This is a genomic window from Luteimonas sp. 8-5, from assembly GCF_029763755.1.
Lineage (GTDB): Bacteria > Pseudomonadota > Gammaproteobacteria > Xanthomonadales > Xanthomonadaceae > Cognatiluteimonas.
The window spans coordinates 42,593-63,107 of record NZ_JARUVM010000012.1 but is presented as its reverse complement, the minus strand read 5'-3'; the positions used below and the strand labels follow the sequence as shown (position 1 = coordinate 63,107).

The 20,515-nt window shown below is 68.5% G+C and carries 19 protein-coding genes and 1 pseudogene; 4 read left to right on the top strand and 16 right to left on the bottom strand.

Annotation, left to right across the window (positions count from 1 at the left end; all coding sequences use genetic code 11):
* A complete protein-coding gene (locus QAA18_RS02675) occupies positions 1-1,047 on the bottom strand; it encodes a rod shape-determining protein (protein ID WP_279410809.1) in 1,047 nt (348 codons plus the stop codon).
* A gap of 171 nt (positions 1,048-1,218) precedes the next feature.
* Between QAA18_RS02675 and QAA18_RS02670 the strand changes: the two genes are divergently transcribed.
* Complete coding sequence (locus tag QAA18_RS02670) at positions 1,219-2,151, top strand: carbohydrate kinase family protein (protein ID WP_279410808.1); 933 nt, start codon at positions 1,219-1,221, stop codon at positions 2,149-2,151.
* A 3-nt stretch (positions 2,152-2,154) separates the two neighbouring features.
* On the opposite strand, the gene QAA18_RS02665 is transcribed toward QAA18_RS02670, so the two are convergent.
* On the bottom strand, positions 2,155-2,877 hold the full coding sequence (locus tag QAA18_RS02665; protein ID WP_279410807.1) for a hypothetical protein: 723 nt from the start codon (positions 2,875-2,877) through the stop codon (positions 2,155-2,157).
* The gene (locus QAA18_RS02660; RefSeq protein WP_279410805.1) at positions 2,874-4,826 is read right to left on the bottom strand and encodes a M1 family metallopeptidase; all 1,953 of its coding nucleotides are present in this window, start codon (positions 4,824-4,826) and stop codon (positions 2,874-2,876) included. Before QAA18_RS02660 ends, QAA18_RS02665 begins: the two co-directional genes overlap by 4 nt.
* Before the next feature lie 116 nt (positions 4,827-4,942).
* Between QAA18_RS02660 and QAA18_RS02655 the strand changes: the two genes are divergently transcribed.
* Entirely contained in the window at positions 4,943-6,826 is a 1,884-nt protein-coding gene (locus tag QAA18_RS02655; RefSeq protein ID WP_279410804.1) for a DUF5916 domain-containing protein, read from the top strand.
* Between the two features lie 57 nt (positions 6,827-6,883).
* Here QAA18_RS02655 and QAA18_RS02650 read toward each other — a convergent pair whose 3' ends face one another.
* Positions 6,884-7,339 (bottom strand): nucleoside deaminase, encoded by a 456-nt coding sequence (locus QAA18_RS02650; RefSeq protein ID WP_279410803.1) that lies wholly within the window; start codon positions 7,337-7,339, stop codon positions 6,884-6,886.
* Positions 7,340-7,367: 28 nt separating this feature from the next.
* Here QAA18_RS02650 and ubiE point away from each other — a divergent pair, with 28 nt between their 5' ends.
* Positions 7,368-8,129: a bifunctional demethylmenaquinone methyltransferase/2-methoxy-6-polyprenyl-1,4-benzoquinol methylase UbiE gene (ubiE, locus tag QAA18_RS02645; RefSeq protein ID WP_279410801.1), complete on the top strand. Its 762-nt coding sequence runs from the start codon at positions 7,368-7,370 to the stop codon at positions 8,127-8,129.
* A 22-nt stretch (positions 8,130-8,151) separates the two neighbouring features.
* Here ubiE and QAA18_RS02640 read toward each other — a convergent pair whose 3' ends face one another.
* The 10 genes and pseudogenes from QAA18_RS02640 to QAA18_RS02595 form a co-directional block, all read right to left on the bottom strand.
* Complete coding sequence (locus tag QAA18_RS02640) at positions 8,152-8,859, bottom strand: transposase (RefSeq protein WP_279410799.1); 708 nt, start codon at positions 8,857-8,859, stop codon at positions 8,152-8,154.
* A 115-nt stretch (positions 8,860-8,974) separates the two neighbouring features.
* Positions 8,975-10,372, bottom strand: coding sequence for an ATP-dependent protease ATPase subunit HslU (hslU, locus tag QAA18_RS02635; protein WP_279410797.1), 1,398 nt, complete (start codon positions 10,370-10,372; stop codon positions 8,975-8,977).
* A 3-nt stretch (positions 10,373-10,375) separates the two neighbouring features.
* Complete coding sequence (hslV, locus tag QAA18_RS02630; protein ID WP_279410795.1) at positions 10,376-10,927, bottom strand: ATP-dependent protease subunit HslV; 552 nt, start codon at positions 10,925-10,927, stop codon at positions 10,376-10,378.
* Positions 10,928-11,005: 78 nt separating this feature from the next.
* Entirely contained in the window at positions 11,006-11,890 is an 885-nt protein-coding gene (gene xerC, locus QAA18_RS02625; RefSeq protein ID WP_279410793.1) for a tyrosine recombinase XerC, read from the bottom strand.
* A 22-nt stretch (positions 11,891-11,912) separates the two neighbouring features.
* Positions 11,913-12,602 (bottom strand): DUF484 family protein, encoded by a 690-nt coding sequence (locus QAA18_RS02620; RefSeq protein ID WP_279410791.1) that lies wholly within the window; start codon positions 12,600-12,602, stop codon positions 11,913-11,915.
* A complete protein-coding gene (gene dapF, locus QAA18_RS02615) occupies positions 12,599-13,456 on the bottom strand; it encodes a diaminopimelate epimerase (protein WP_279410790.1) in 858 nt (285 codons plus the stop codon). Before dapF ends, QAA18_RS02620 begins: the two co-directional genes overlap by 4 nt.
* A gap of 3 nt (positions 13,457-13,459) precedes the next feature.
* Entirely contained in the window at positions 13,460-13,573 is a 114-nt protein-coding gene (locus QAA18_RS02610; protein WP_279410788.1) for a lipoprotein, read from the bottom strand.
* Entirely contained in the window at positions 13,570-13,983 is a 414-nt protein-coding gene (locus QAA18_RS02605) for a YbaN family protein (protein WP_279410787.1), read from the bottom strand. The genes QAA18_RS02610 and QAA18_RS02605 overlap by 4 nt, the downstream gene beginning before the upstream one ends.
* Positions 13,984-13,992: 9 nt before the next feature.
* Entirely contained in the window at positions 13,993-16,083 is a 2,091-nt protein-coding gene (locus QAA18_RS02600) for a S9 family peptidase (protein WP_279410821.1), read from the bottom strand.
* 15 nt (positions 16,084-16,098) lie between these two features.
* Positions 16,099-18,123 (bottom strand): annotated as a pseudogene (locus QAA18_RS02595) (prolyl oligopeptidase family serine peptidase); the annotation flags it as partial.
* A 213-nt stretch (positions 18,124-18,336) separates the two neighbouring features.
* Between QAA18_RS02595 and QAA18_RS02590 the strand changes: the two are divergent.
* The gene (locus tag QAA18_RS02590; RefSeq protein ID WP_279410785.1) at positions 18,337-18,696 is read left to right on the top strand and encodes a hypothetical protein; all 360 of its coding nucleotides are present in this window, start codon (positions 18,337-18,339) and stop codon (positions 18,694-18,696) included.
* On the opposite strand, the gene QAA18_RS02585 is transcribed toward QAA18_RS02590, so the two are convergent.
* Complete coding sequence (locus QAA18_RS02585) at positions 18,615-19,502, bottom strand: patatin-like phospholipase family protein (protein WP_279410783.1); 888 nt, start codon at positions 19,500-19,502, stop codon at positions 18,615-18,617. The genes QAA18_RS02590 and QAA18_RS02585 overlap by 82 nt on opposite strands.
* A gap of 4 nt (positions 19,503-19,506) precedes the next feature.
* Positions 19,507-20,490 carry a YafY family protein gene (locus QAA18_RS02580; RefSeq protein ID WP_279410782.1) on the bottom strand — a complete coding sequence of 328 codons (984 nt, stop codon included), beginning with the start codon at positions 20,488-20,490 and terminating at the stop codon, positions 19,507-19,509.
* Positions 20,491-20,515: the final 25 nt, after the last annotated feature.

Below are 20,515 nucleotides of genomic sequence, written 5' to 3'. Positions count from 1 at the left end.
TTATTCCGGGGCGAAGAACTCGTTGCCGTGCATGTCGACCAGCTCCAGCGCGCGCCCGCCGCCGCGGGCGACGCAGGTCAGCGGATCGTCGGCCACCTGCACGTGCAGGCCGGTTTCCTCGCTGATCAAGCGGTCCAGGTCGCGCAGCATGGCGCCGCCGCCGGTGAGCACGATGCCGCGCTCGGCGACGTCGGCGCAAAGCTCCGGGGGGGTCTGCTCCAGCGCCTGGCGGATGGCCGCCACGATCCCGGCCAGCGGTTCGCGCAGCGCCTCGAGCACTTCGTTGGAGTCGATGGTGATCATCTTCGGCACGCCCTCGGCGAGGTGGCGGCCGGAGATCTCGATCTCGCGCACGTCCTCCTGCTGGTAGGCGCAGCCGATCTCGAGCTTGATCCGCTCGGCGGTGGCGTCGCCGATCAGCATGCCCTGGCTGCGGCGCACGTAGGCGATGATCGATTCGTCGAAGCGGTCGCCGCCGATGCGTACCGACTGCGAGTAGACGATGCCGTTGAGCGCGATCACCGCGACCTCGGTGGTGCCGCCACCGATGTCCACCACCATCGAGCCGCGCGCCTCGGTGACCGGCATGCCGGCGCCGATCGCCGCGGCCATGGGCTCCTCGATCAGGAACACCTCGCGGGCACCGGCCTCCTCGGCCGATTCCTTGATCGCGCGGCGCTCCACCTGGGTGCTGCCGGCCGGCACGCACACCAGCACCCGCGGGCTCGGCCGCAGCATCCGCGACTTGTGCACCTTGCGGATGAAGTACTTGAGCATTTCCTCGGTATAGGTGAAGTCGGCGATGACGCCGTCCTTCATCGGCCGGATCGTGGTGATGTGGCCCGGGGTGCGGCCCAGCATCTGCTTGGCCTCCGTGCCGACCGCCGCGACCGAGCGCGAATTGCCCACCAGGCGGTCCTGGCGCACGGCCACCACCGAAGGCTCGTTCAGGACGATGCCCTGCCCGCGGACGTAGATGAGGGTGTTGGCCGTGCCGAGGTCGATCGACAGGTCGTTGGAAAACATGCCGCGGAACTTCTTGAACATCGCGAGGGGGCGTCCGTCAGGGGCGTCGCAAGGGATGGGCTAGCCTAGCAAAAACTGGCCTCCGCAGGCGCCAGCCGGTACCCTAGCGCGCCGTCGGCCCATCCGGACCGAGACCCGCGTCCCATCCGCTCCCATCCTGCTCCGCCGGCGCCGCCGGCACGAGGCCCGCCCATGCCTGCGCTGATCTGTGGTTCCCTGGCCTACGACACCATCATGGTGTTCCCCGACCAGTTCAAGAACCACATCCTCCCGGACAAGGTGCACATCCTCAACGTGTCCTTCCTGGTGCCGCGGATGCGGCGCGAGTTCGGCGGCTGCGCCGGCAACATCGCCTACAACCTCAAGCTGCTCGGCGGCGAGCCGATCCCGATGGCCACGGTGGGCCAGGACTTCGGCCCCTACCGCGAGTATTTCGAGGAGCTGGAGATCGACCTGTCGCGGGTCAAGGAGATCCCGGAGCTGTTCACGCCCCAGGCCTTCATCACCACCGACCACGACAACAACCAGATCACCGCCTTCCACCCGGGAGCGATGATGCGTTCGTACGAGAACCATGTGCGCGACGTGCCCGGCGTCACCATCGGCATCGTCAGCCCGGACGGCCGCGAGGGCATGATCCAGAACGCGCGCGAGTTCGCCGAGGGCGGCATCCCCTTCATCTTCGATCCGGGCCAGGCGATGCCGCTGTTCAACGGCGCCGAGCTGCGCGACTTCATCGAGCAGGCCGACTACGTCACCGTCAACGACTACGAGTCCAACCTGCTGCAGGAACGCACCGGCTGGGACGAAAAGACCATCGCCGGCAAGGTCAAGGCCTACATCGCCACACGCGGCCCGCACGGTGCGGTGATCCACGCCGGAGGCAAGATCTACGACGTGCCCCCTGCGCACGAACGCCGCGTCACCGATCCCACCGGCTGCGGCGACGCCTTCCGCGCCGGCCTGATCTTCGGCATCGAGAAGGGCTACGACTGGCTCACCATCGGCCGCATCGGCAACCTGATGGGCGCGCTCAAGGTCGAGCACCCGGGTACGCAGAACCAGCGCTTCGACTACGACGAATTCAACGAACAGTTCAAGCAGCAGTTCGGCTACTCGCTCTGATCGCTACCAGGGCATCCGGGTGGGGTCGAGACCGGCGACCTCGAAGGTCGCGGTGCGGGTGCCGCCGGCCTTGACCGGGAATTCGACCGACAGGACTTCCGCGTCCCCGGCCATGCGCCAGAGCGCGGGATCGTCCCGGATGAACATGGCGATGGCCTCGTCGGTCTTCGGACGATAGGCCGCCATGGGCTTCGCCTGCCCGTCCGCCACCACCTCGACCTTGCAGCTGCCGTAGCAATCGAAGTCCCCGCCCTGCAGCACGAGGTAACTGCTGCGGCCCCATTCGGGATGGTCCCGGAAAATCAGCTTCACCCGGGCCGGCGCACCGGCGCCTACGTCCACCAGCTCCTTCGACTGGATCAGCGCTGGGCGCTGCTCGCCCTTGCCGACCGCCTGCGACTGGTACAGCCACAGCGCGGCCAGGCGCTGCTGCTCGCGCTGGGCTTCGGCCCTGGCCACCACTTCGGCATGCTTGGGCTCGACCCGGGCCGCGGCCTCGCTGGTCGGATACGTGACCAGCAAGACGTCGCCCTGCGCTTTGGCCAGCGCCCAGTTTTCGTCGGCGAGGGCCGCTTCGAACGCCGCCTCGCCCTTTTCCGCTTCCGCCTCGACGGCCGCCGCGCGCGCGGCGGCCTCCTCGGCCCTGCGCTGTTCGCGATTGCAACCGCCGGCCGCGACCAGCGCGGCCAGCAATGCGATGGCAATGGCGCGGCGGCGCACGGTCACTGCGCCTTCGCCTTCGCCTGGGCTTCCTCCCCGCGGGCGATGGCCGCCTTGACCGAGCCGGTCGTGATCGGGTGGTAGCCGGGTTCGGCGCGCTCGAACACGCCCTTGGCGAACACCAGGCCTTCGGGCGTCTGCACCAGCGCGTTGTAGATCGGCATGATCAGCTTGCGCCGGCCGACGCGCTGCATGAATGCGGCCATTTCGCCGTCGGCGGCGTGGTAGCCGCTGCGCGCGGCGAGCGGATACCAGCGCTGCGCGATCTCGCCATTGGGCGTGCCGGTGAAGTGGTAGGCCGCGTCCAGGGCCGCCATCTGCTCGGTGGTCAGCGTGTCGGGCATGCCTTCGAGGAAGCGCACCCACTCCTGCGTGCTCCAGTTGCCGGTGACCTGGCGCGAGGGCAACTCGGCGCTGCCCGTCCAGGCAATGCGCGCGGCGTCGACCACGGCGAAGCGCTGCGAACGCACCTGCGGCGCGCTCGCCGGGACGCCCGGCTCGTACAGCCAGGCGTCGAACTCTTCCTGGCTCATCGTGCCGGGATGCTTCTCCAGCAGGTTGGCGATCGCGTAGTCGCGGAACTGGGTGGTGTCGATGCTCTGGAACGCGAAGTGGTCGAAGTAGCCACGCAGGAAGGCATCGAACGCCTCGCGACCGAACCGCTGCTCCAGCGCTTCCATGAACCACGCACCCTTGGTGTAGACGGTGCCCGTGAGGTTGTGGTCCGGATCGTCGAGGTCGCCGGGCTTCACCGACAGCGGCTGCAGCGCCTTGTTCGCGTCGGTGAACTCCTGCTTGAGCTCCTCGCGGGCGATGGCGCTTTCCATCGCCGCCTGGTCCTTGCCGTACAGCGCCTCGACCAGGCGGTTCTCGACGTAGCTGGTCAGGCCTTCGTTGAGCCACGCGTCGCGCGAGGTGGAGAAGGTGACCAGGTTGCCGGACCAGCTGTGCGCCAGCTCATGCGCCACCAGGGAGACCAGCGACTTGTCGCCGACGATGACGGTGGGCGTTGCGAAGGTCAGGCGCGGGTTCTCCATGCCGCCGTAGGGGAACGACGGCGGCAGCACCAGGATGTCGTAGCGGCCCCAGCGGTACGGGCCGTAGAGCTGCTCCGCGGTCTGGATCATCTTTTCGGTGTCGGCGAACTCCTCGGCCGCCTTCTTCACCATCACCGGCTCGGCCCAGACGCCGCTGCGTTCGGAGATCGGCTCGAACACGAGGTCTCCGGCGGCGATGGCCAGCAGGTACGACGGGATCGCCTGCGGCATGCTGAAGCTGTAATCGCCGTCCCTTTCCGCCTTCGGCTCGTTGTCGGCGCTCATCAGCACCATCGCGTTCTTCGGCGCGGTGACGTGGGCGCTGTAGGTGAAACGCACCTGGGTCGTGTCCTGCAGCGGCACCCACGAACGCGCGTGGATCTGCTGCGACTGGCTGAACATGAAGGGCTGGTGCTTGCCTTCCGTCATCGACGGCGCCAGCCACTGCAGGCCGGAGGCATCGGGCGAGGTGCGGTAGGCGATGCGGACAGTGGTGTTGCGCTCGGGCACCTGGATGGTGAGCTTGCTGCCGAGCAGAGCGTCGGCGTCGGCCAGTTCGTACTGCAGCGCGCCGTAGGTGCCGTCCTTGCCGGCGGCTTCCACCTTCTCGATGGCCAGGTCGCGGGTGTCGAGCACCAGCGCGTCCGCCTGCGGATCGATCCAGTCCAGCGTGTACGTGGCGGTGCCGGCGATCTGCTTCGCGCCGAAGTCGATGGCCAGGTCCAGCGACAGGTCGGTGATGCGGACCTTGCCGGGCTCGGCATAGGAGAACTCGTCGTGGGCGGGATCGACGGTCACGGCGGCCTCGGTGGCGGCAGCGGTGGTGGCGGTGGCGTTGTCGGCCGGTGCGGACTCGCGGGCGCAGCCGGCGGCAGCGAGGGCGGCGACGGTGGACAGCAACAACAGGGCTTGGCGCATCGGTTCGGGCCTTCGTGAACGGACGGGCAGTGTACTACCGCCGTCCGCCGCCCCCGAAAGCGCAGTCGGGCCATTAAACTGGAACGGTTTCGCTCCCCCGCTTCCCCCGCGCCCCCGTGACGCAAGCCCGCCTGTTGTCCATCCTGCTGCTGCTCGCGCCGGCTGCCCATGGGGCCGGAACGGACGCGTTTGCCGGGCTTCCGCGGCTGCCGGCCCCGATCGTGGTCGACGGCGTCATCGAAGAAGCTGCCTGGCAGGCGGCGACGCCGCTGCAGTCGCCGGCCAGGACCACGATGCGCGCAGGTCTCGGCGGCGACCTGCTGTACGTCGCCGTACGTTCCCCCGATGCCGGCACCTGGCAAGTCGAGGCGTTGCTTGCGGCGGTGGCGGCACGGTTCGGCGTGGGCACCGATCTGGTACGCGTAATGTCGGCGGCGCGGCGCACGGCTGCGGGACATGAACTGGAAGTCGCGATCCCGTTGGCGGCAATGGACCGCCCCGCACTGGAAGTCGTCGCGACGCTGGCGGCAACCGGGGTGCAGTCGCGCAATGCACGTGCGGAAGCCTGGCATGGCGACGGCGCGCGTTTCGAAGCGGGCGTGGACGTGGCATGGGTGCCCTCGCCTGCGCTTGCCGTCGCGGCCACCATCAATCCCGAGTTCTCGCAACTCGCGCCGGACCGGGCACGCCTGGACCTGTCCAGCAACTTCGTCCTGTACGTCCCCGAGCGGCGCCCGTTCTTCATGGATGGCAGCGACGTGTTCGCCACGCCGTTCCAGGTGCTGCACACGCGCCGGATCGCGGCGCCGGATTTCGGCGTGCGCATCACCGGCAACACGGGCGACGGCACGTATGGCGCCCTCGTTGCACATGACACGACCACGGAGTTCCTGCTGCCCGACGCGCTGGGCTCGACCATCGCGATCCTCGACCAGACCGCCGACGTCGCGGCCGGACGCTATCGCCACGAACTCGGCGACGACGCCAGCGTCGGCGTCGTGGCCACCGTCCGCCATGGCCAGGACTACCACAACGGCGTCGTCGGCGTGGACGGGCGCTGGGCGCACGGCCACCACAGCGCGACGGCACAGGTGCTGCGCAGCCAATCCAGGTATCCGGACGCACTCGGGCTCGTCGACCCCGAGCCGGAAGGCGATGCATGGCAGTTCGACTACGTCTACGACTCGGACGAGTGGTCGTTCAACACCTGGCATACGGTGGTCGATCCCGGCTTCCGCGCCGACCTGGGTTACATCGGCCAGGTGGGATACGAAAAGACGCTGCTGGGGGGCAGCCACACCTGGTATGGCGACGAGGACGCCAGCATTGCCGGCACGCGGCTATCGGCGGACTTCGACATCACCCACCGCCACGACGGGCAACTGCTCGAACGCGAGGCCGAGGCGCAGCTGCAGTTCGACGGTCCCATGCGCAGCACGTTCGGCGTGCAGGTCCTGGCCCGCGACCGCTACTGGGACGGGATCTTCTTCGACGAGTCCCACGTCAACGTGTTCGGCGCCTGGTTCCCGGCGGCGAACGTGCAACTGGGCGGCAACCTGCGGGTCGGCCCGCAGATCGACCTGTTCGCGTCGCGCACGGGCCAGGGGCGCTACGTCGACGTGTGGGCGGAAATGTCGGTGGGCCTCGCCCACAGCGTGGAGTTCGACCTGGTCCGGCAGAGCCTGGAGCGCGACGGCGGCACCGCGTTCGCGGCCACGGTGATGGATACGCGCTATGCCTGGCAGATCGATACCCGCCAACACCTGCGCTTTTCGGTCCAGGCCAGCCGCATCGACCGCGATCCCGCGCTGTACCTGGACCCGGTGGAGGCGACCTCGCGCGACCTCGCCACCCAGCTGGTTTATTCGTTCCAGCTCGATCCGCGCACTTCGGTCTACGCCGGCGGCACCTTGGGTGCCTTCCTCGACGACGACAACCCCGACCTGTTCGCCAGCGACCGCGCCGCGTTCGTGAAGCTCAGTTACGCGTGGGAGCCCTGAAAAACAGGGGTCAGACCACCATTTCCCGGCGGGAAATGGTGGTCTGACCCCTGTTCTTCAGTCTTCCCCGATGTCCTCGTTCCAGACTTCCGGATTGTCGGCGATCCAGGTGCCGAGCATCTCGATGCATTCTTGATCCTGGAGGTCGATGACCTGTACGCCGGCCTCGCGCAGCCATTCCACGCCACCGGGGAAATTCACCGATTCGCCGACCACCACGGTGCCGATGTTGAACTGCCGCACCAGGCCGCTGCAGTACCAGCAGGGCGCCAGCGTGGTCACCATGATGGTGTCCTTGTAGCGGCGCTGGCGGCCGGCCTTGCGGAAGGCGTCGGTCTCGCCGTGCACGGAGGGGTCGCCTTCCTGCACGCGGCGGTTGTGGCCGCAGCCGAGCAGGCGGCCGTCCTGGTGGTAGAGCGCGGCGCCGATGGGAATGCCGCCCTCGGCCAGGCCCTGGCGGGCTTCGGCGACGGCGGTGGCGAGCAGGGCACGGTAGTCGGGCGTTTCGATCATGGGGCCAACGATAGGCGATAATCGCCGCATGAGCGACTCCCCCCGCGAACAGGACACGACCCACTTCGGCTTCCGCGAGGTGCCGACGGCGCAGAAGCAGAAGCTCGTCGGCGAGGTGTTCTCGTCGGTGGCCGGCAAGTACGACCTGATGAACGACCTGATGTCGCTGGGTATCCACCGGGTCTGGAAGCGCTTCTTCGTCGCCACCGCGCAGGTCGGCAAGGGCGACCGGGTGCTGGACCTGGCCGGGGGCACCGGCGACATCGCGGCGCTGCTGCGCGACCGCGTCGGCGAGACCGGCGAAATCGTGCTGGGCGATATCAACGGCGACATGCTGCGCGTCGGCCGCGACCGCATGGTCGACCGCGGCAACGTGCGCGGCTTCGAGTACGTGCAATGCAACGCCGAGGCGCTGCCATTTCCGGACCGCAGCTTCGACCTGGTGACCATCGCCTTCGGCCTGCGCAACGTCACCGACAAGGACGCCGCCCTGCGCGAGATGCACCGCGTGTTGAAGATCGGCGGCCAGGCGCGCGTGCTGGAGTTCTCGCAGGTGCAGGCCGATTGGTTCAAGCCGATCTACGATTTCCATTCCTTCCAGGTGCTGCCGCGCCTGGGCCGGCTGTTCGCGCACGACGCCGGCAGCTACCAGTACCTGGCCGAATCGATCCGCAAGCATCCGCCGCAGGGCGAGCTCAAGTCGATGATGGAAACGGCTGGCTTCGAGCGCGTTTCCTTCCGCAACCTCAACGGCGGCATCGTCGCGATCCATACCGGCTACAAAGTGTAAGCACAGGCGTCAAGAACAGGGGTCAGACCACCTTTTCCACTGCAACGACAGCCTTGCGGGGACCTGGAGTTCCCAATCCGGCTCGCTGGCCTGTCCGCTTCTCGATTTCCGCGACGAACTCGTCGGAGCCGAATGCTCGCTGACGCTGGGTTACCAGACGGAACCGTGCCAACTGCTCGCCACTCACCCCCTCTGCCACGAGTTGGCGATAGCGTTTCCACCGCTCTTCATCATTCCTCCCGAGCCTGGTGAATACCGGATGGGGATCTAGGACGGGATCCCCTGTCGTTCCCGTATTTCCCGAGTAGCTGGACCATTCGTAGCCGGCCGGATCAGCGACCATTCCCGCACGGACCGGATTCAACTCGATATAGCGATAGCACGTCAGCAAATAGTGCTCGGAGTCGACGAGACAGGACTTGTAGCGACCCTCCCAAAGTGTTCCGGTCCTGCCCGTCGACTCGTTGACTGCCCGGACGAAACGACGCCCCACATCCTGCATCATCAGCCCGACCGCCCCTCGCTCCTGCGGCGTTACCAGGAGGTGGACGTGGTTGGTCATCAGGACATATGCATGAATGCTGCAACCGCGCTGTCTTGCGGCTTCCCGCAGGTGCTGCAGGTATCTCAGGTAGTCTGCTCGCCTGGGAAAGCATGGCTGTCTGTTGTTGCCACGCTGTACGACATGCTGCGCTACGCCGGCCAGATCCAGTCGCCTCGTCCTTGGCACCGGGGATTCCTCGGGAGGGAGAACACAGATTCCCTATCCGCACCCCGGCAACACAGCCGGCAATGCCGGACTGTGCTGTAGGGAAAAGAGGAAATGGTGGTCTGACCCCTGTTCTTCAGAGGATGTAGCGGGACAGGTCGGGGTCCTGGACCAGGGTGCCGAGGTGCTGGTCGACATACGCGCGGTCGATGACCACGCTGTCGCCGCCGCGGTCGGGGGCCTCGTAGCTGAGGGTGTCGAGCAGGCGCTCGAGCACGGTGTGCAGGCGGCGCGCGCCGATGTTTTCCTGGCGCTCGTTGACCTGGGCGGCGATGTCGGCCAAGCGTTCGATCGCCTCCGGCGCGAACGTCAGGGCCACGCCCTCGGTGCGCAGCAGTTCCACGTACTGCGTGGTCAGCGCCGCGCGCGGTTCGGTGAGGATGCGGACGAAGTCGTCCTTGCTCAGCGCGCCCAGCTCCACCCGGATCGGGAAGCGGCCCTGCATCTCGGGGATCAGGTCGCTCGGCTTGGCCAGGTGGAACGCGCCGGAGGCGATGAACAGGATGTGGTCGGTCTTCACCGGCCCGTACTTGGTGCTGACGGTGGACCCCTCGACCAGCGGCAGCAGGTCGCGCTGCACGCCCTCGCGGCTGACGTCGGCGCCCATGCCCTCGCTGCGCTTGGCGACCTTGTCGATCTCGTCGATGAACACGATGCCGTGCTGCTCGCAGGCATCGATCGCCGCCTCGCGCACCTCGTCCTCGTTGACCAGCCTGGCGGCCTCTTCCTCGACCAGCTGCGGCCGCGCCGCGGAGATGCTGAGGGTGCGCTTGTGGGTCTTGCCGCCGGAGATCTGCGAGAACATCTGCCGCAGCTGCTGGCCCATCTCCTCCATGCCCGGCGGCGCCATGATGTCGACTCCCACATTGACCGCGGTCTCGATCTCGATCTCGCGCTCGTCCAGCGCACCGCTGCGCAGCTGCCTGCGCAGCTTGGCGCGGGTGTCGCTGTCGCCTTGGTGTTGCTGGGCCGAAGGTTCGGCACCGATGTCGACAGTGGTGTTGGCGCCGAAGCCGAATCCGCTGGCCGGCACCTCGCGCCGCGGCAGCAGCGCATCGAGGATCCGATCCTCGGCGCGCTCCTCGGCCTGGGTGCGCACGCGCTGCTTGGCCTGTTCGCGGTACAGCTTGACCGCGGTGTCGGCCAGGTCGCGGATGATCTGCTCGACGTCCTTGCCGACGTAACCGACCTCGGTGAAGCGCGTGGCCTCGACCTTCACGAACGGCGCGTTGGCCAGCGTCGCCAGGCGGCGGGCGATCTCGGTCTTGCCGACGCCGGTCGGGCCGATCATCAGGATGTTCTTGGGCATCACCTCGTTGCGCATCTCCGGCTCGAGCTGCATCCGGCGCCAACGGTTGCGCAGCGCGATGGCCACCGCCCGCTTGGCGTCCTGCTGGCCGACGATGTGCTTGTCCAGTTCCTGTACGATCTCGCGCGGGGTCATGGTGGCCGAGGTGTTCTCGATCTTCTGCATCGCTCAGAGCTCCTCGACGACGATGTTGCCGTTGGTGTAGATGCAGATGTCGCCGGCGATTTTCAGCGCTTCGGTGGCGATGGTCCTGGCATCCAGCTCGGTGTGCGCGGCCAGCGCGCGCGCGGCGGCCAGCGCGAACGAGCCGCCGGAGCCGATCGCGACCAAACCATCTTCCGGCTCGATCACGTCGCCGGTACCGGAGATCACCAGCGACGACTCCGCATCGGCAACCACCAGCAGCGCCTCGAGCTTGCCGAAGCGTCGCTCGGTGCGCCAATCCTTGGCCAGCTCCACCGCGGCACGGGTGAGCTGGCCGTGCTTCTCCAGCTTGGCCTCGAACAGTTCGAACAGCGTGAAGGCGTCGGCGGCGGCACCGGCGAAGCCGGCCAGGACCTGGCCGTCGCGGCCGAGCCGGCGCACCTTGCGCGCGTTGCCCTTCATCACCGTGTTGCCGAGCGTGACCTGGCCGTCGCCGGCGACGACGACCTTGCCGTTGCGGCGCACCGACACGATGGTCGTGGCGTGGAAGGTATTGGGATTCTGGCTGGGGTCCATGCGGCCTCCGCGGGCTGTTCCCCCAGAGGTGGGGCCGGATGGGATCGGCACAACCCCCCCTACCGCCATGCGTGACGGCTACTTGCGGCGTTTTGCGCGGGGGTGGGCGGCGTCGTAGACCTTGGCCAGGTGCTGGTAATCCAGGTGGGTGTAGATCTGGGTGGTGGCGATGTCGGCGTGGCCGAGCAGCTCCTGCACGCCGCGCAGGTCGCCGGATGACTCGAGCACGTGGCTGGCGAACGAGTGCCGCAGCAGGTGCGGATGCACGCGCTTGAACAGGCCTTGGCGCTGGGCGAGCTGGCGCAGGCGCAACTGCACCGCGCGCGGGGTGATCGGGCCGCGACGCCCGGGGAACACGGGTGCGTCGTTGCCCGCGCCGGTTTCGCGGCGCCAGGCATCGAGCGCATTGCGCGCATGCGACCCGACCGGCACGCTGCGCTGCTTGCTGCCCTTGCCCAGCACCGTCACCAGGCCGTCGGCCAGGTCGAGGTCGCGCCAGCGCAGCGCGCACAGCTCGGAAAGACGCAGGCCCGACGAGTAGAACAACTCCAGCAGCGCGCGGTCGCGCAACCCGAGTGGTGCATCGGTGGGCACTTCCACGAGCACCTTGGCCTCATCCGGGTCCAGCACCTGCGGCAGCTTGCGCGGCGCCTTGGGCGCGCGAATGGCGGCCGCGGGACTGGCCGCGATGCGGCCGTTCTTCAGCAGCCAGCGATAGAAGCTGCGTACCGCCGACAACCGGCGCTGCAGGCTCTTCGGCGACAGGCCACGGCGATGCTCCGATGCGACGAAGGCGCGGATGTCCTCCGGGCCGAGTGCAGGCAGGTCGCGCGACTGCGCCTGCGACCACGCATCCAGCGCGGCCAGGTCGCGGCGATAGCCGTCCAGGGTATTGGGCGACACCATCCGCTCGACCTCGAGGTGCTCGAGGTACTGGTCGACTGTGGAATGCGGCGCTGGCATCTGTTCGCGGCTGCCGCCGCTCCTACGGGTTCTCGTCGAAGCGCAGCAGGGCCGTGGTGAGCGCTTCGCCCATCATGCGCAGGAACAGGGTGCCCATGCCCGGGTAGAACCGGTTCGGATCGCGGCTGCCGACGGCGAGCAGGCCCAGCGCCGGCGCGCCGCCCGGCGCCACCAGCGGCATCAGCGCGCTGGACTGCACTTCCTCGCGGCGATCGCCGTACAGCACTTCGTTCTTTTCCGGCTGCAGCCGGCCGCACAGCGGTTCGCCGTCGGCCAGGCAATCCCGGAAGGGAATGATGCGACCGTCGCCGCGCGCGATCACCTGCAGCCAGTCGACATCGTCCAGGCCCTCGACCGCATCGAACATCACCACCCGCACCAGGTCGCCCTGGAAGTCCTCGGCCAGCGAGGCGGCCATCGCCCGCAGCGTGGCCGCGGCGTCGGCCTGCTTCAACATCGCCAGCGTGAGCTGGTGCGTGCGCACCGCCAGGCGCTCGTTCTCCTGGGCGTTGGCGAACAGTTCCTGCAGGCGGCGCGACAACTCGCGATTCTTGTCCCGCAGCACCTCCAGCTGGTAGCTGGCCAGCGACGCGGCCGGGCCGTTCTCGCGCGGCACCACCATGCTCACCGCCAGGTCGGGGAACTGTTGCAGGAACTTCGGGTGCCGGCGCAGGAACGCCGCGACCTCGTGCGCGCCGAGCTTTTCGGTCATGAGCGCTGGTCCATGTGTGCAAGCTCCCCTTCGAAAACGAATGCCGTTGGCCCTTCCATTGTGATCGGCCCGCCGTCGTCGCGCCAGCCGATGCGCAGGGTGCCGCCCGGCAGGGCCACTTCGACCTCGCGGTCGACGCGTCCGCGCCGCATCATCACCACCGCCGCGGCACAGGCGCCGCTGCCGCAGGCCAGGGTCTCGCCGGCGCCACGCTCGTATACGCGCAGCCTGATCCGCCCGCGCGATTCGACCTGGGCAAAACCCACATTGACCGACGCGGGGAATGCATCGCTGCGCTGCAATGCCGGGCCGAGTTCCGCGACCGGGGCCGCGGCGACGTCGTCGACCTCGATCACCGCGTGTGGATTGCCCACGGCGAGCGCACCGAAACGCACCGGCCGGCCTGCCACGTCGACGTTGTATTCATCTGCGGGTGCGTCGAACCCCTGCAGCGGAATTCGCGCCGGCTCGAGCACCGGTGCACCCATTTCAATGCGATAGACACCCCCGCCCACGGCTTCGACGGCATGCGTGCCGGAAGGACTGTCCACGACGAAGCGGGCGCCGCGCGCGGCGCCGTCGCGCACTAGCCATGCGGCCACGCAGCGGGCGCCGTTGCCGCACTGCAGGGCGGCGCTGCCGTCGGAATTCCAGATGCCGTAGCTGGCCACCGCGCCTGCGCTGCGCGCGGGCTCGATGGTCAGGATCTGGTCGCAGCCTACGCCCTTGTGGCGGTCGCCCAGCAGGCGCGCGAGCAGCGCGTCCGGTGGCGGCGACCCATCGCGCAGGTCGAGCACGACGAAGTCGTTGCCCGCGCCGTGCATCTTGGTGAAGCGCATGCCCCTGGCGGCCATCGCTCAGCCGGCCGTCGTGGCCAGCGCCGAGCCTGGGCGCACCAGCGAACCCTTGTTGCCGCAGCCGGCCAGCAGCACGGCGCATGCGATCAATGCAATGGCGACGATCTTTTTCATGGCGGCAGTGTAGCGCGCCCGCCGGCCCGCGCTTGCGGTTCCGGACGGCGCCACAACCAGATCGCGACGATCGCCATGATCGTGGTGCCGGTGGCCGCCATCCACGCCCTGGGCGCCGTCAGGAACATGACCACGGCGCACAGCGCCATCATCGCCGTGGCCAGGCGCTTGGCCCGGCGACTGACCGCACCCTGCGCCTGCCAGTCGCGGATCATCGGCCCGAACTGGCCGTGCCGGCGCAACCACGCGTGCAGCCGCCGCGAGCCGCGCGCGGCGGCGTAAGCCGACAGCAGGACGAAGGGCACCGTGGGCAGGCCGGGCACCACGATCCCGACCAGCCCCAATCCCAGCGCCCCGTAGGCCAGCAGCCACCAGGCCCAGCGCCAGCGTCCCGGTGCCCGCCGTGCCATCACCCGGCCCTAGCGTTCGGCGACCCCGAGCTGGTCGAGCATGAAGGCGTACATCTCGGCGCGCTCGCGGTAGCGGCGGAAACGGCCGGACTTGCCGCCGTGGCCAGCATCCATGTTGGTGCGGAACACGATGGTGCCGCCGCCGGTGTCGACGTCGCGCAGCCTGGCCACGTACTTGGCCGGCTCCCAGTACTGCACCTGCGAATCCCACAGGCCGGTGCCGATGAACATCGCCGGGTAGTCCTGCGCCACCAGGTTGTCGTACGGCGAATACGACAGCATGTAGTCGTAGTACTGCTTCTGCTCCGGGTTGCCCCACTCATCGTACTCGTTGGTGGTCAGCGGGATGCTCGGGTCGAGCATGGTCGTGACCACGTCGACGAAGGGCACCTGCGACAGGATCACCCGGTACTTCTCCGGCGCCATGTTGGCCACCGCGCCCATCAGCAGGCCGCCGGCGCTGCCGCCGTAGGCCGCGACGCGATCGGGCGCGGCATAGCCTTCCTTCACCAGGAAGTCGGTGACGTCGATGAAGTCGGTGAACGTGTTCTTCTTGTTCAGCAGCTTGCCGTCGTCGTACCAGGCTCGGCCCATTTCCTGTCCCCCGCGGATGTGCGCCAGGGCATACACCATGCCGCGGTCGAGCAGGCTGACCACGGTCAGGTTGAAACCGGGATCGGTGGACGACCCGTAGCTGCCGTAGGCGTACTGCAGCAGCGCCGCCGTGCCGTCGCGCTTGAAGTCCTTGCGGTGGACCACGGTCACCGGCACCTTCACGCCGTCGCGCGCGGTCGCCCACAGGCGCTGGGTCTCGTACTTCGACGGGTCGTAGCCGATCACCGGCTGCTGCTTGAGCTGGCGGCGCTCGCCGGTCCTGACGTTGAGCTCGTACGTGGTCTGCGGCGTGGTCAGCGAGGTGTAGTCGTAGCGCAGCCAGTCGGTGTCCGGCTCCGAGTTGACGGAAAGACCCATCGAGTACGCGGTCTCGTCGGCCTTCACGAACTCGCTGTCGCCGCCGTCGGCGTTGCGCAGCAGGCGGATGCGTTCCAGCCCGCCGGAACGCTCGCCGATGGCGATGAAGTCGTCGAACAGCTCGTAGCCCTCGATGTAGACGTCGTCGCGATGCGGCACCAGGTCGGTCCATTCCTGGCGCGAGGTCGCGCCGCTGGGCGCGGTGACCAGCTTGAAGTTGCTGGCGCCGCCGGCGTTGGTGCGGATCACCCAGCGATCCCCCAGGTGGTCGGCCTGGTACTCGAGGTCGCGCTCGCGCGCCGCCAGCACCGTGAACGTCTCCGGATTGGCCGCCGGCGCGCAGCGCAGTTCGCTGGAAACGGTGCTTTCCACGCCGATGCAGATGAATCGGTCGTCGCGGGTGCGGTCGATGCCCATGTAGAAGCTGTCGTCGTGCTCCTCGTAGACCAGCGGATCATCGGCCACCGGCGTCCCGAGCACGTGCTTGCGCACGCGCACCGTCAGCAGGGTCTCCGGATCCTTCTCGACGTAGAACAGGGTGCGGTTGTCGTCGGCCCAGACCAGGTTGGGCGACACGCCGGTGATGGCGTCCGGGTAGACCTCGCCGGTGGCCAGGTTGCGGAAGCGCACCGTGTACTGGCGCCGGCCGACATCGTCCTCGGCCCAGGCCAGGATCGCGTTGTCCTGGGTGACGGCGTAGTCGCCGACGCTGAAGTAGTCCTTGCCCTGCGCCATCGCGTTGACGTCGAGCAGCACTTCCTCGCGCGCGGACTCGTCGTAGCGGCCCATGACGTCCGGGCGGCGCGCGTGGATCGGGTAGTCCTGCCCGGTCTCGTAGCGGCTGTAGTACCACCAGCCGCGCTCGCGGTACGGCACCGAGCTGTCGTCCTGCTTGATGCGGGCGACGATCTCGTCGTACAGCCGGTCCTCGACCTGCTTGAGCGGCGCCATCACCGCATCGGCATAGGCGTTCTCGGCATTCAGGTAGGCCAGCATTTCCGGCTGCTTGCGGGTGTCGTCGCGCAGCCAGTAGTACTCGTCCTGGCGCTCGGCACCGAACGGCGCCTTGACGGTATGCGGCTTGCGCGCGACATCAGGGGGCGTGATGGAAGCGGGGGTATCGGTCATCGCGGTGTCCTTCGCGGCCAGCTTGTCCCAGAGGAAGCGGTAGGTCAGCGCCCACACGTGCGCGCTCTGCGCGTTGGTGGCGCCGGCACCGTGACCGCCTTCGGTGTTCTCGTAGTAGCGGACGTCCTTGCCGGCGTCGAGCATCTTCGCCGCCATCTTGCGCGCATGGCCGGGATGCACGCGGTCGTCGCGGGTGGTGGTCCAGATGAAGGTCGGCGGGTAGTCCTTGGCCGGATCGAACAGGTGGTAGGCCGAAAAGTCCTTGATGAATTCCCAGTCGGCGGTGTCCGGATCGCCGTATTCGGCCATCCACGAGGCGCCTGCCAACAGGTGGCTGTAGCGCTTCATGTCCAGCAGCGGCACCTGGATCACGATGGCGCCGAACAGCTCCGGATACTGCGTGAGCATGTTGCCGGCGAGCAGGCCGCCGTTGCTGCCGCCCATCGCGCCCAGGTGCCGGGGCGAGGTGATACCGCGCGCGACCAGGTCCTGCGCCACCGCGGCGAAGTCCTCGTAGGCCTTGTGCCGGTTCTGCTTGAGCGCGGCCTGGTGCCAGCGCGGGCCGTACTCGCCGCCGCCGCGGATGTTGGCGACCACGAACACGCCGCCCTTCTCCATCCAGCCCTTGCCGGCGGTGCCGTTGTACGAAGGCGTGAGCGACACCTCGAAACCGCCGTAGCCGTACAACAGGGTCGGCGCCTTGCCGTCCAGCGCCAGGTCCTTGCGATGAACGATGAAATACGGCACGCGGGTGCCGTCCTTGCTGGTGGCGAAATGCTGTTCGGAAACGAGCCCTTCGGCGTCGAAGAACACCGGCATCGACTTGAGCCGTTCCGGCGCCTTGCCTATTTCCGCCAGCGACAACGTCGTCGGGGACAGGTAGTTGGTCGCGGTCAGCCACACCGCGTCGCTCTCGTCGCTGTCGACCGCGCGCACGCCGAGGGTGCCGATGTCGGGCGCGCCGGCGAACTCCGACGCCGTCCAGCCTTCGGCGCCCGGCGTCAGCACGCTCAGGCGGTTCTTGACGTCGTCGAGCACGTTCAGCACCAGGTGCGACTTCGTCCAGGTATAGCCTTCCAGCGAGGTGGTGTCGGTGGGCCGGAACAGCACCTCGAACTCGCGCTTGCCTCCCATGTATTCGTCGAAGTTCGCGGCCAACAGCGAGCCGGCCGGATACTCGTTGCCGCCGGCCGCCATCGGCTCGCGCAGCTGCAGCAGCAGCCAGTCCTTGTGCACCGACTTGCCGGCGGAGTTGGGCGCATCGACCCTGGCCAGCTTTCCGTCGTCGCCCAGCAGGTAGAGCTCGTCGTTGTAGAACGCGAGCGTGCGGCTGACGAAGTTGCGCTCGTAGCCGGGCGTGTCGTCGTGGTAGCCGGCGATGTACATGTCGTCCGGCCTGCCTTCGTACACCGTGGTCGCCGATTCGAACGGCGTGCCGCGCTTCCAGGTCTTGACGATGCGCGGGTAGCCCGACGAGGTCATCGAACCTTCGCCGAAGTCGGTGAAGACGAACACGGTGTCGCGGTCGATCCAGCCCAGGCCGCCCTTCGCCTCCGGGCGGTAGAAGCCGCCCTCGACCCACTGCTTCTTCGACAGGTCGAACTCGCGGGTGACATCGGCGTCGGCGCCACCGCGCGACAGCGCGACCAGGCAGCGCTCATAGGCCGGCTTGAGGCAGTCGGCGCCGTGCCAGACCCAGTTCTCGCCCTCGGCCCTGTTCAGGGCATCGAGGTCGATCACGGTTTCCCACGCCGGCTCGGCCTTGCGGTATTCGTCCAGCGTGGTCCGGCGCCACAGGCCTCGCTCGTGCCGGGCGTCCTTCCAGAAGTTGTAGTAGTAGTCGCCGATCTTCGAGACGTCCGGGATCTTGGCGTCGGAATCGAGGATGGCCAGCACCTCGGACTTCAGCGTGGCGAATTCCGGGCCGGCGGCGAGTTCGGCATCGGTGCGCGCGTTCGGCGCGCGGGCCCAGTCCAGGGCCTTGTCGCCGGTGACGTCCTCGAGCCAAAGGTAGGGATCGACCACGTTGCTGGATTCCTTCTGCTGGGCGACGGCGGCGGGGATGGCCAGGGCGAGGATCGCAGAGGCGATCAGGGCGCGGCCGGCTTGCGACGGCTTGCTGGAGGACATGCGAACTCCGTGAATGCGGCGGTGGCAATTGGCGGGCCAGCTTACCGGCTTCCGTTCCGCGATTCGCATCCCATGAGATGGGGACGGCGCAGCCTCGGGTCAACCAAAGGAGGAGCGCCCGCCATGACCCCCATTACCGCCATCCGCAACGAACGTCCCGACCCGCGACTGGCCGCGATCCTGCGCCGGACGGCCATTGCCGGCGCCGGCCTGGTGCTCGCGCTGCCCGCGGCCCGCGGCTACAACCCCTGGATCGGTGCCATGCCGCTGTGGCTGCTGGCCATGCCGCTGGCGAGCCTGTGGGCCCTGCAGGGTTTCCGCCTGCCGCGGGTGGCGCCGGCCGGCACCCGGCTTTCCGCCGCACCGCGCCGCAGGCGCCGCCCGCAGGCGCGTCGCCGCCGTCAGTATCCGGCCGCGTCCAGGGCCCTGGCGGCTTCCTCGCGCCCGAGCGCGATCAGCTCGGCGGCGCGCCAGAACTCGTAGAACTGGCTGGCATCGCGCGGGATCCGCACTTCCACGCCGGGCGGATCCAGTGCCAGTTGCACGCGCGCGAGCCGCGCCTGCATGGTATCCAGGGACGCGGTCATCAATTCGATGAAACCCAGCCGCGTGCCGCTTGCGCCCTCGCCGCCGTCCTGGTCGCGCCGCGCGCGGCGCAGCGGCCACCAGCGCGAACCGGTGTCGGCACTGGCATCGGTATCGGTGGAAGCCTGCTGATCCTGCTCGCGCGGCGGGCCGTTGAGGTCCACCGCCACCACGATATCGGCATCGGCCATGCGCATCGCGGTCAGGGGCAAGGGCGCGAGAAGGCCGCCATCGACCAGCGCGCGACCATTGACCACGTGCGGCGTGAACACGCCGGGAATCGCGAACGAAGCACGCAAGGCGTCCCACAGGTCGCCCTGGCGCAGCCACATCTCGCGATGGTGCTCGAGGTCGACCGCCACGGCGGTGAAATCGATCGGCAGTTCCTCGATCCGGGGCGACCCGCAGACCTCGCGCAGCGCCGCGACGAGTCGTTTTCCGGTGAACAGCGAAGCCCGACCCCAGCCCGGATCCAGCAGACGCAGCATCGCGTTGCGGTCCATGCCCAGCAACCAGTCGCGATAGGCCCCGAGCTGGCCGGCCGCATGCAGGCCACCGACCAGGGCGCCGATGGAGGTGCCGGCGATCGCGACGATCTCCAGCCCGCGCTCCTCCAGCACTTCGATCACGCCGATCTGGGCCAGGCCGCGGGCGCCGCCCGACCCGAGTACCAGGCCGATCCGCGGCTTGCGGCCTTCGTCCACGGGTTCAGCGCTCGTAGTTGGACAGGGCCAGCTGCAGCAGCGCGCGTGCCTGCTCGCGCAGCGACGCCGGCTCGACGACTTCGGCGTCCGCGCCGTAGTGCAGCACGTCCATCAGCAACTCGCGCGCGTTGCTGTAGGGCACCTTGAGTTCGTAGCGCCCGTCGGGCAGGTGGCGGCCCTGCTGCTGCGAATGCCACTGTTCGTCGGCGACCCAGCGTGCGGCGCGTTCGTTGAACACGATGGTCGCCCAGCCCTTCGGCGCGCCGGAGAAGATCCCGTAGCTGCCCGCCAGGTGCTCGTTGAGCGTGGCCTCGTCGATGTCGCGCGCCACCTCGTCGAGCATGCGCGCGCCGCTGATTCGGTCGACCGAGAAGCTGCGCAGCGCCTCGCGCTCGTTGTCCCAGGCGTCCAGGTACCAGTTGTCGCGGTAATGGGTGATGCGTTGCGGCGACACCGTGCGCCGGGTCTTCTCGCCGGTGGAGCGGGCGCGGTACTCGAACGCGAGCTGGCAGCGCTCCAGCACCGCCGAACACACGATGCGGAACGCGGCCTCGTCCATGCGCCTGGTGCGGTGCGGGATCACCCGCACCCGTTCGACCGGCCAGCGCTTGGGCGCGCCGTCGCGGGCGTGCGAATGTTCGTCCAGCAGCTTCTCGATGCGCTGCTGCAGCGGCGCCAGCGCGCTCGACAACAGCCCGCCGCCGCTGCGCGCGAGCAATTGCTGCGCCGCGAGCAGGGCGTGCAATTCTTCGGAATTCAGCCACAGGCCGGGCAGTTCGAAACGGTTGGCCTCGTCCGGGTCGTAGCGGAAACCGGCTTCGCCGTCGCCGATCACCGGCGCCATCAGCGCATCGCGCAGGAAGGCCAGGTCGCGATAGACGGTCGCGCGCGAGCAACCCAGTTCGTCCTGCAGCCGCGGTACGGTCACCGGATAACGGGCGACCCGGAGGATGCGATGCAGGGCGATGATGCGTTCGTAACGGTCCATGGGCCGATTATGGCGCGCCCCGGGG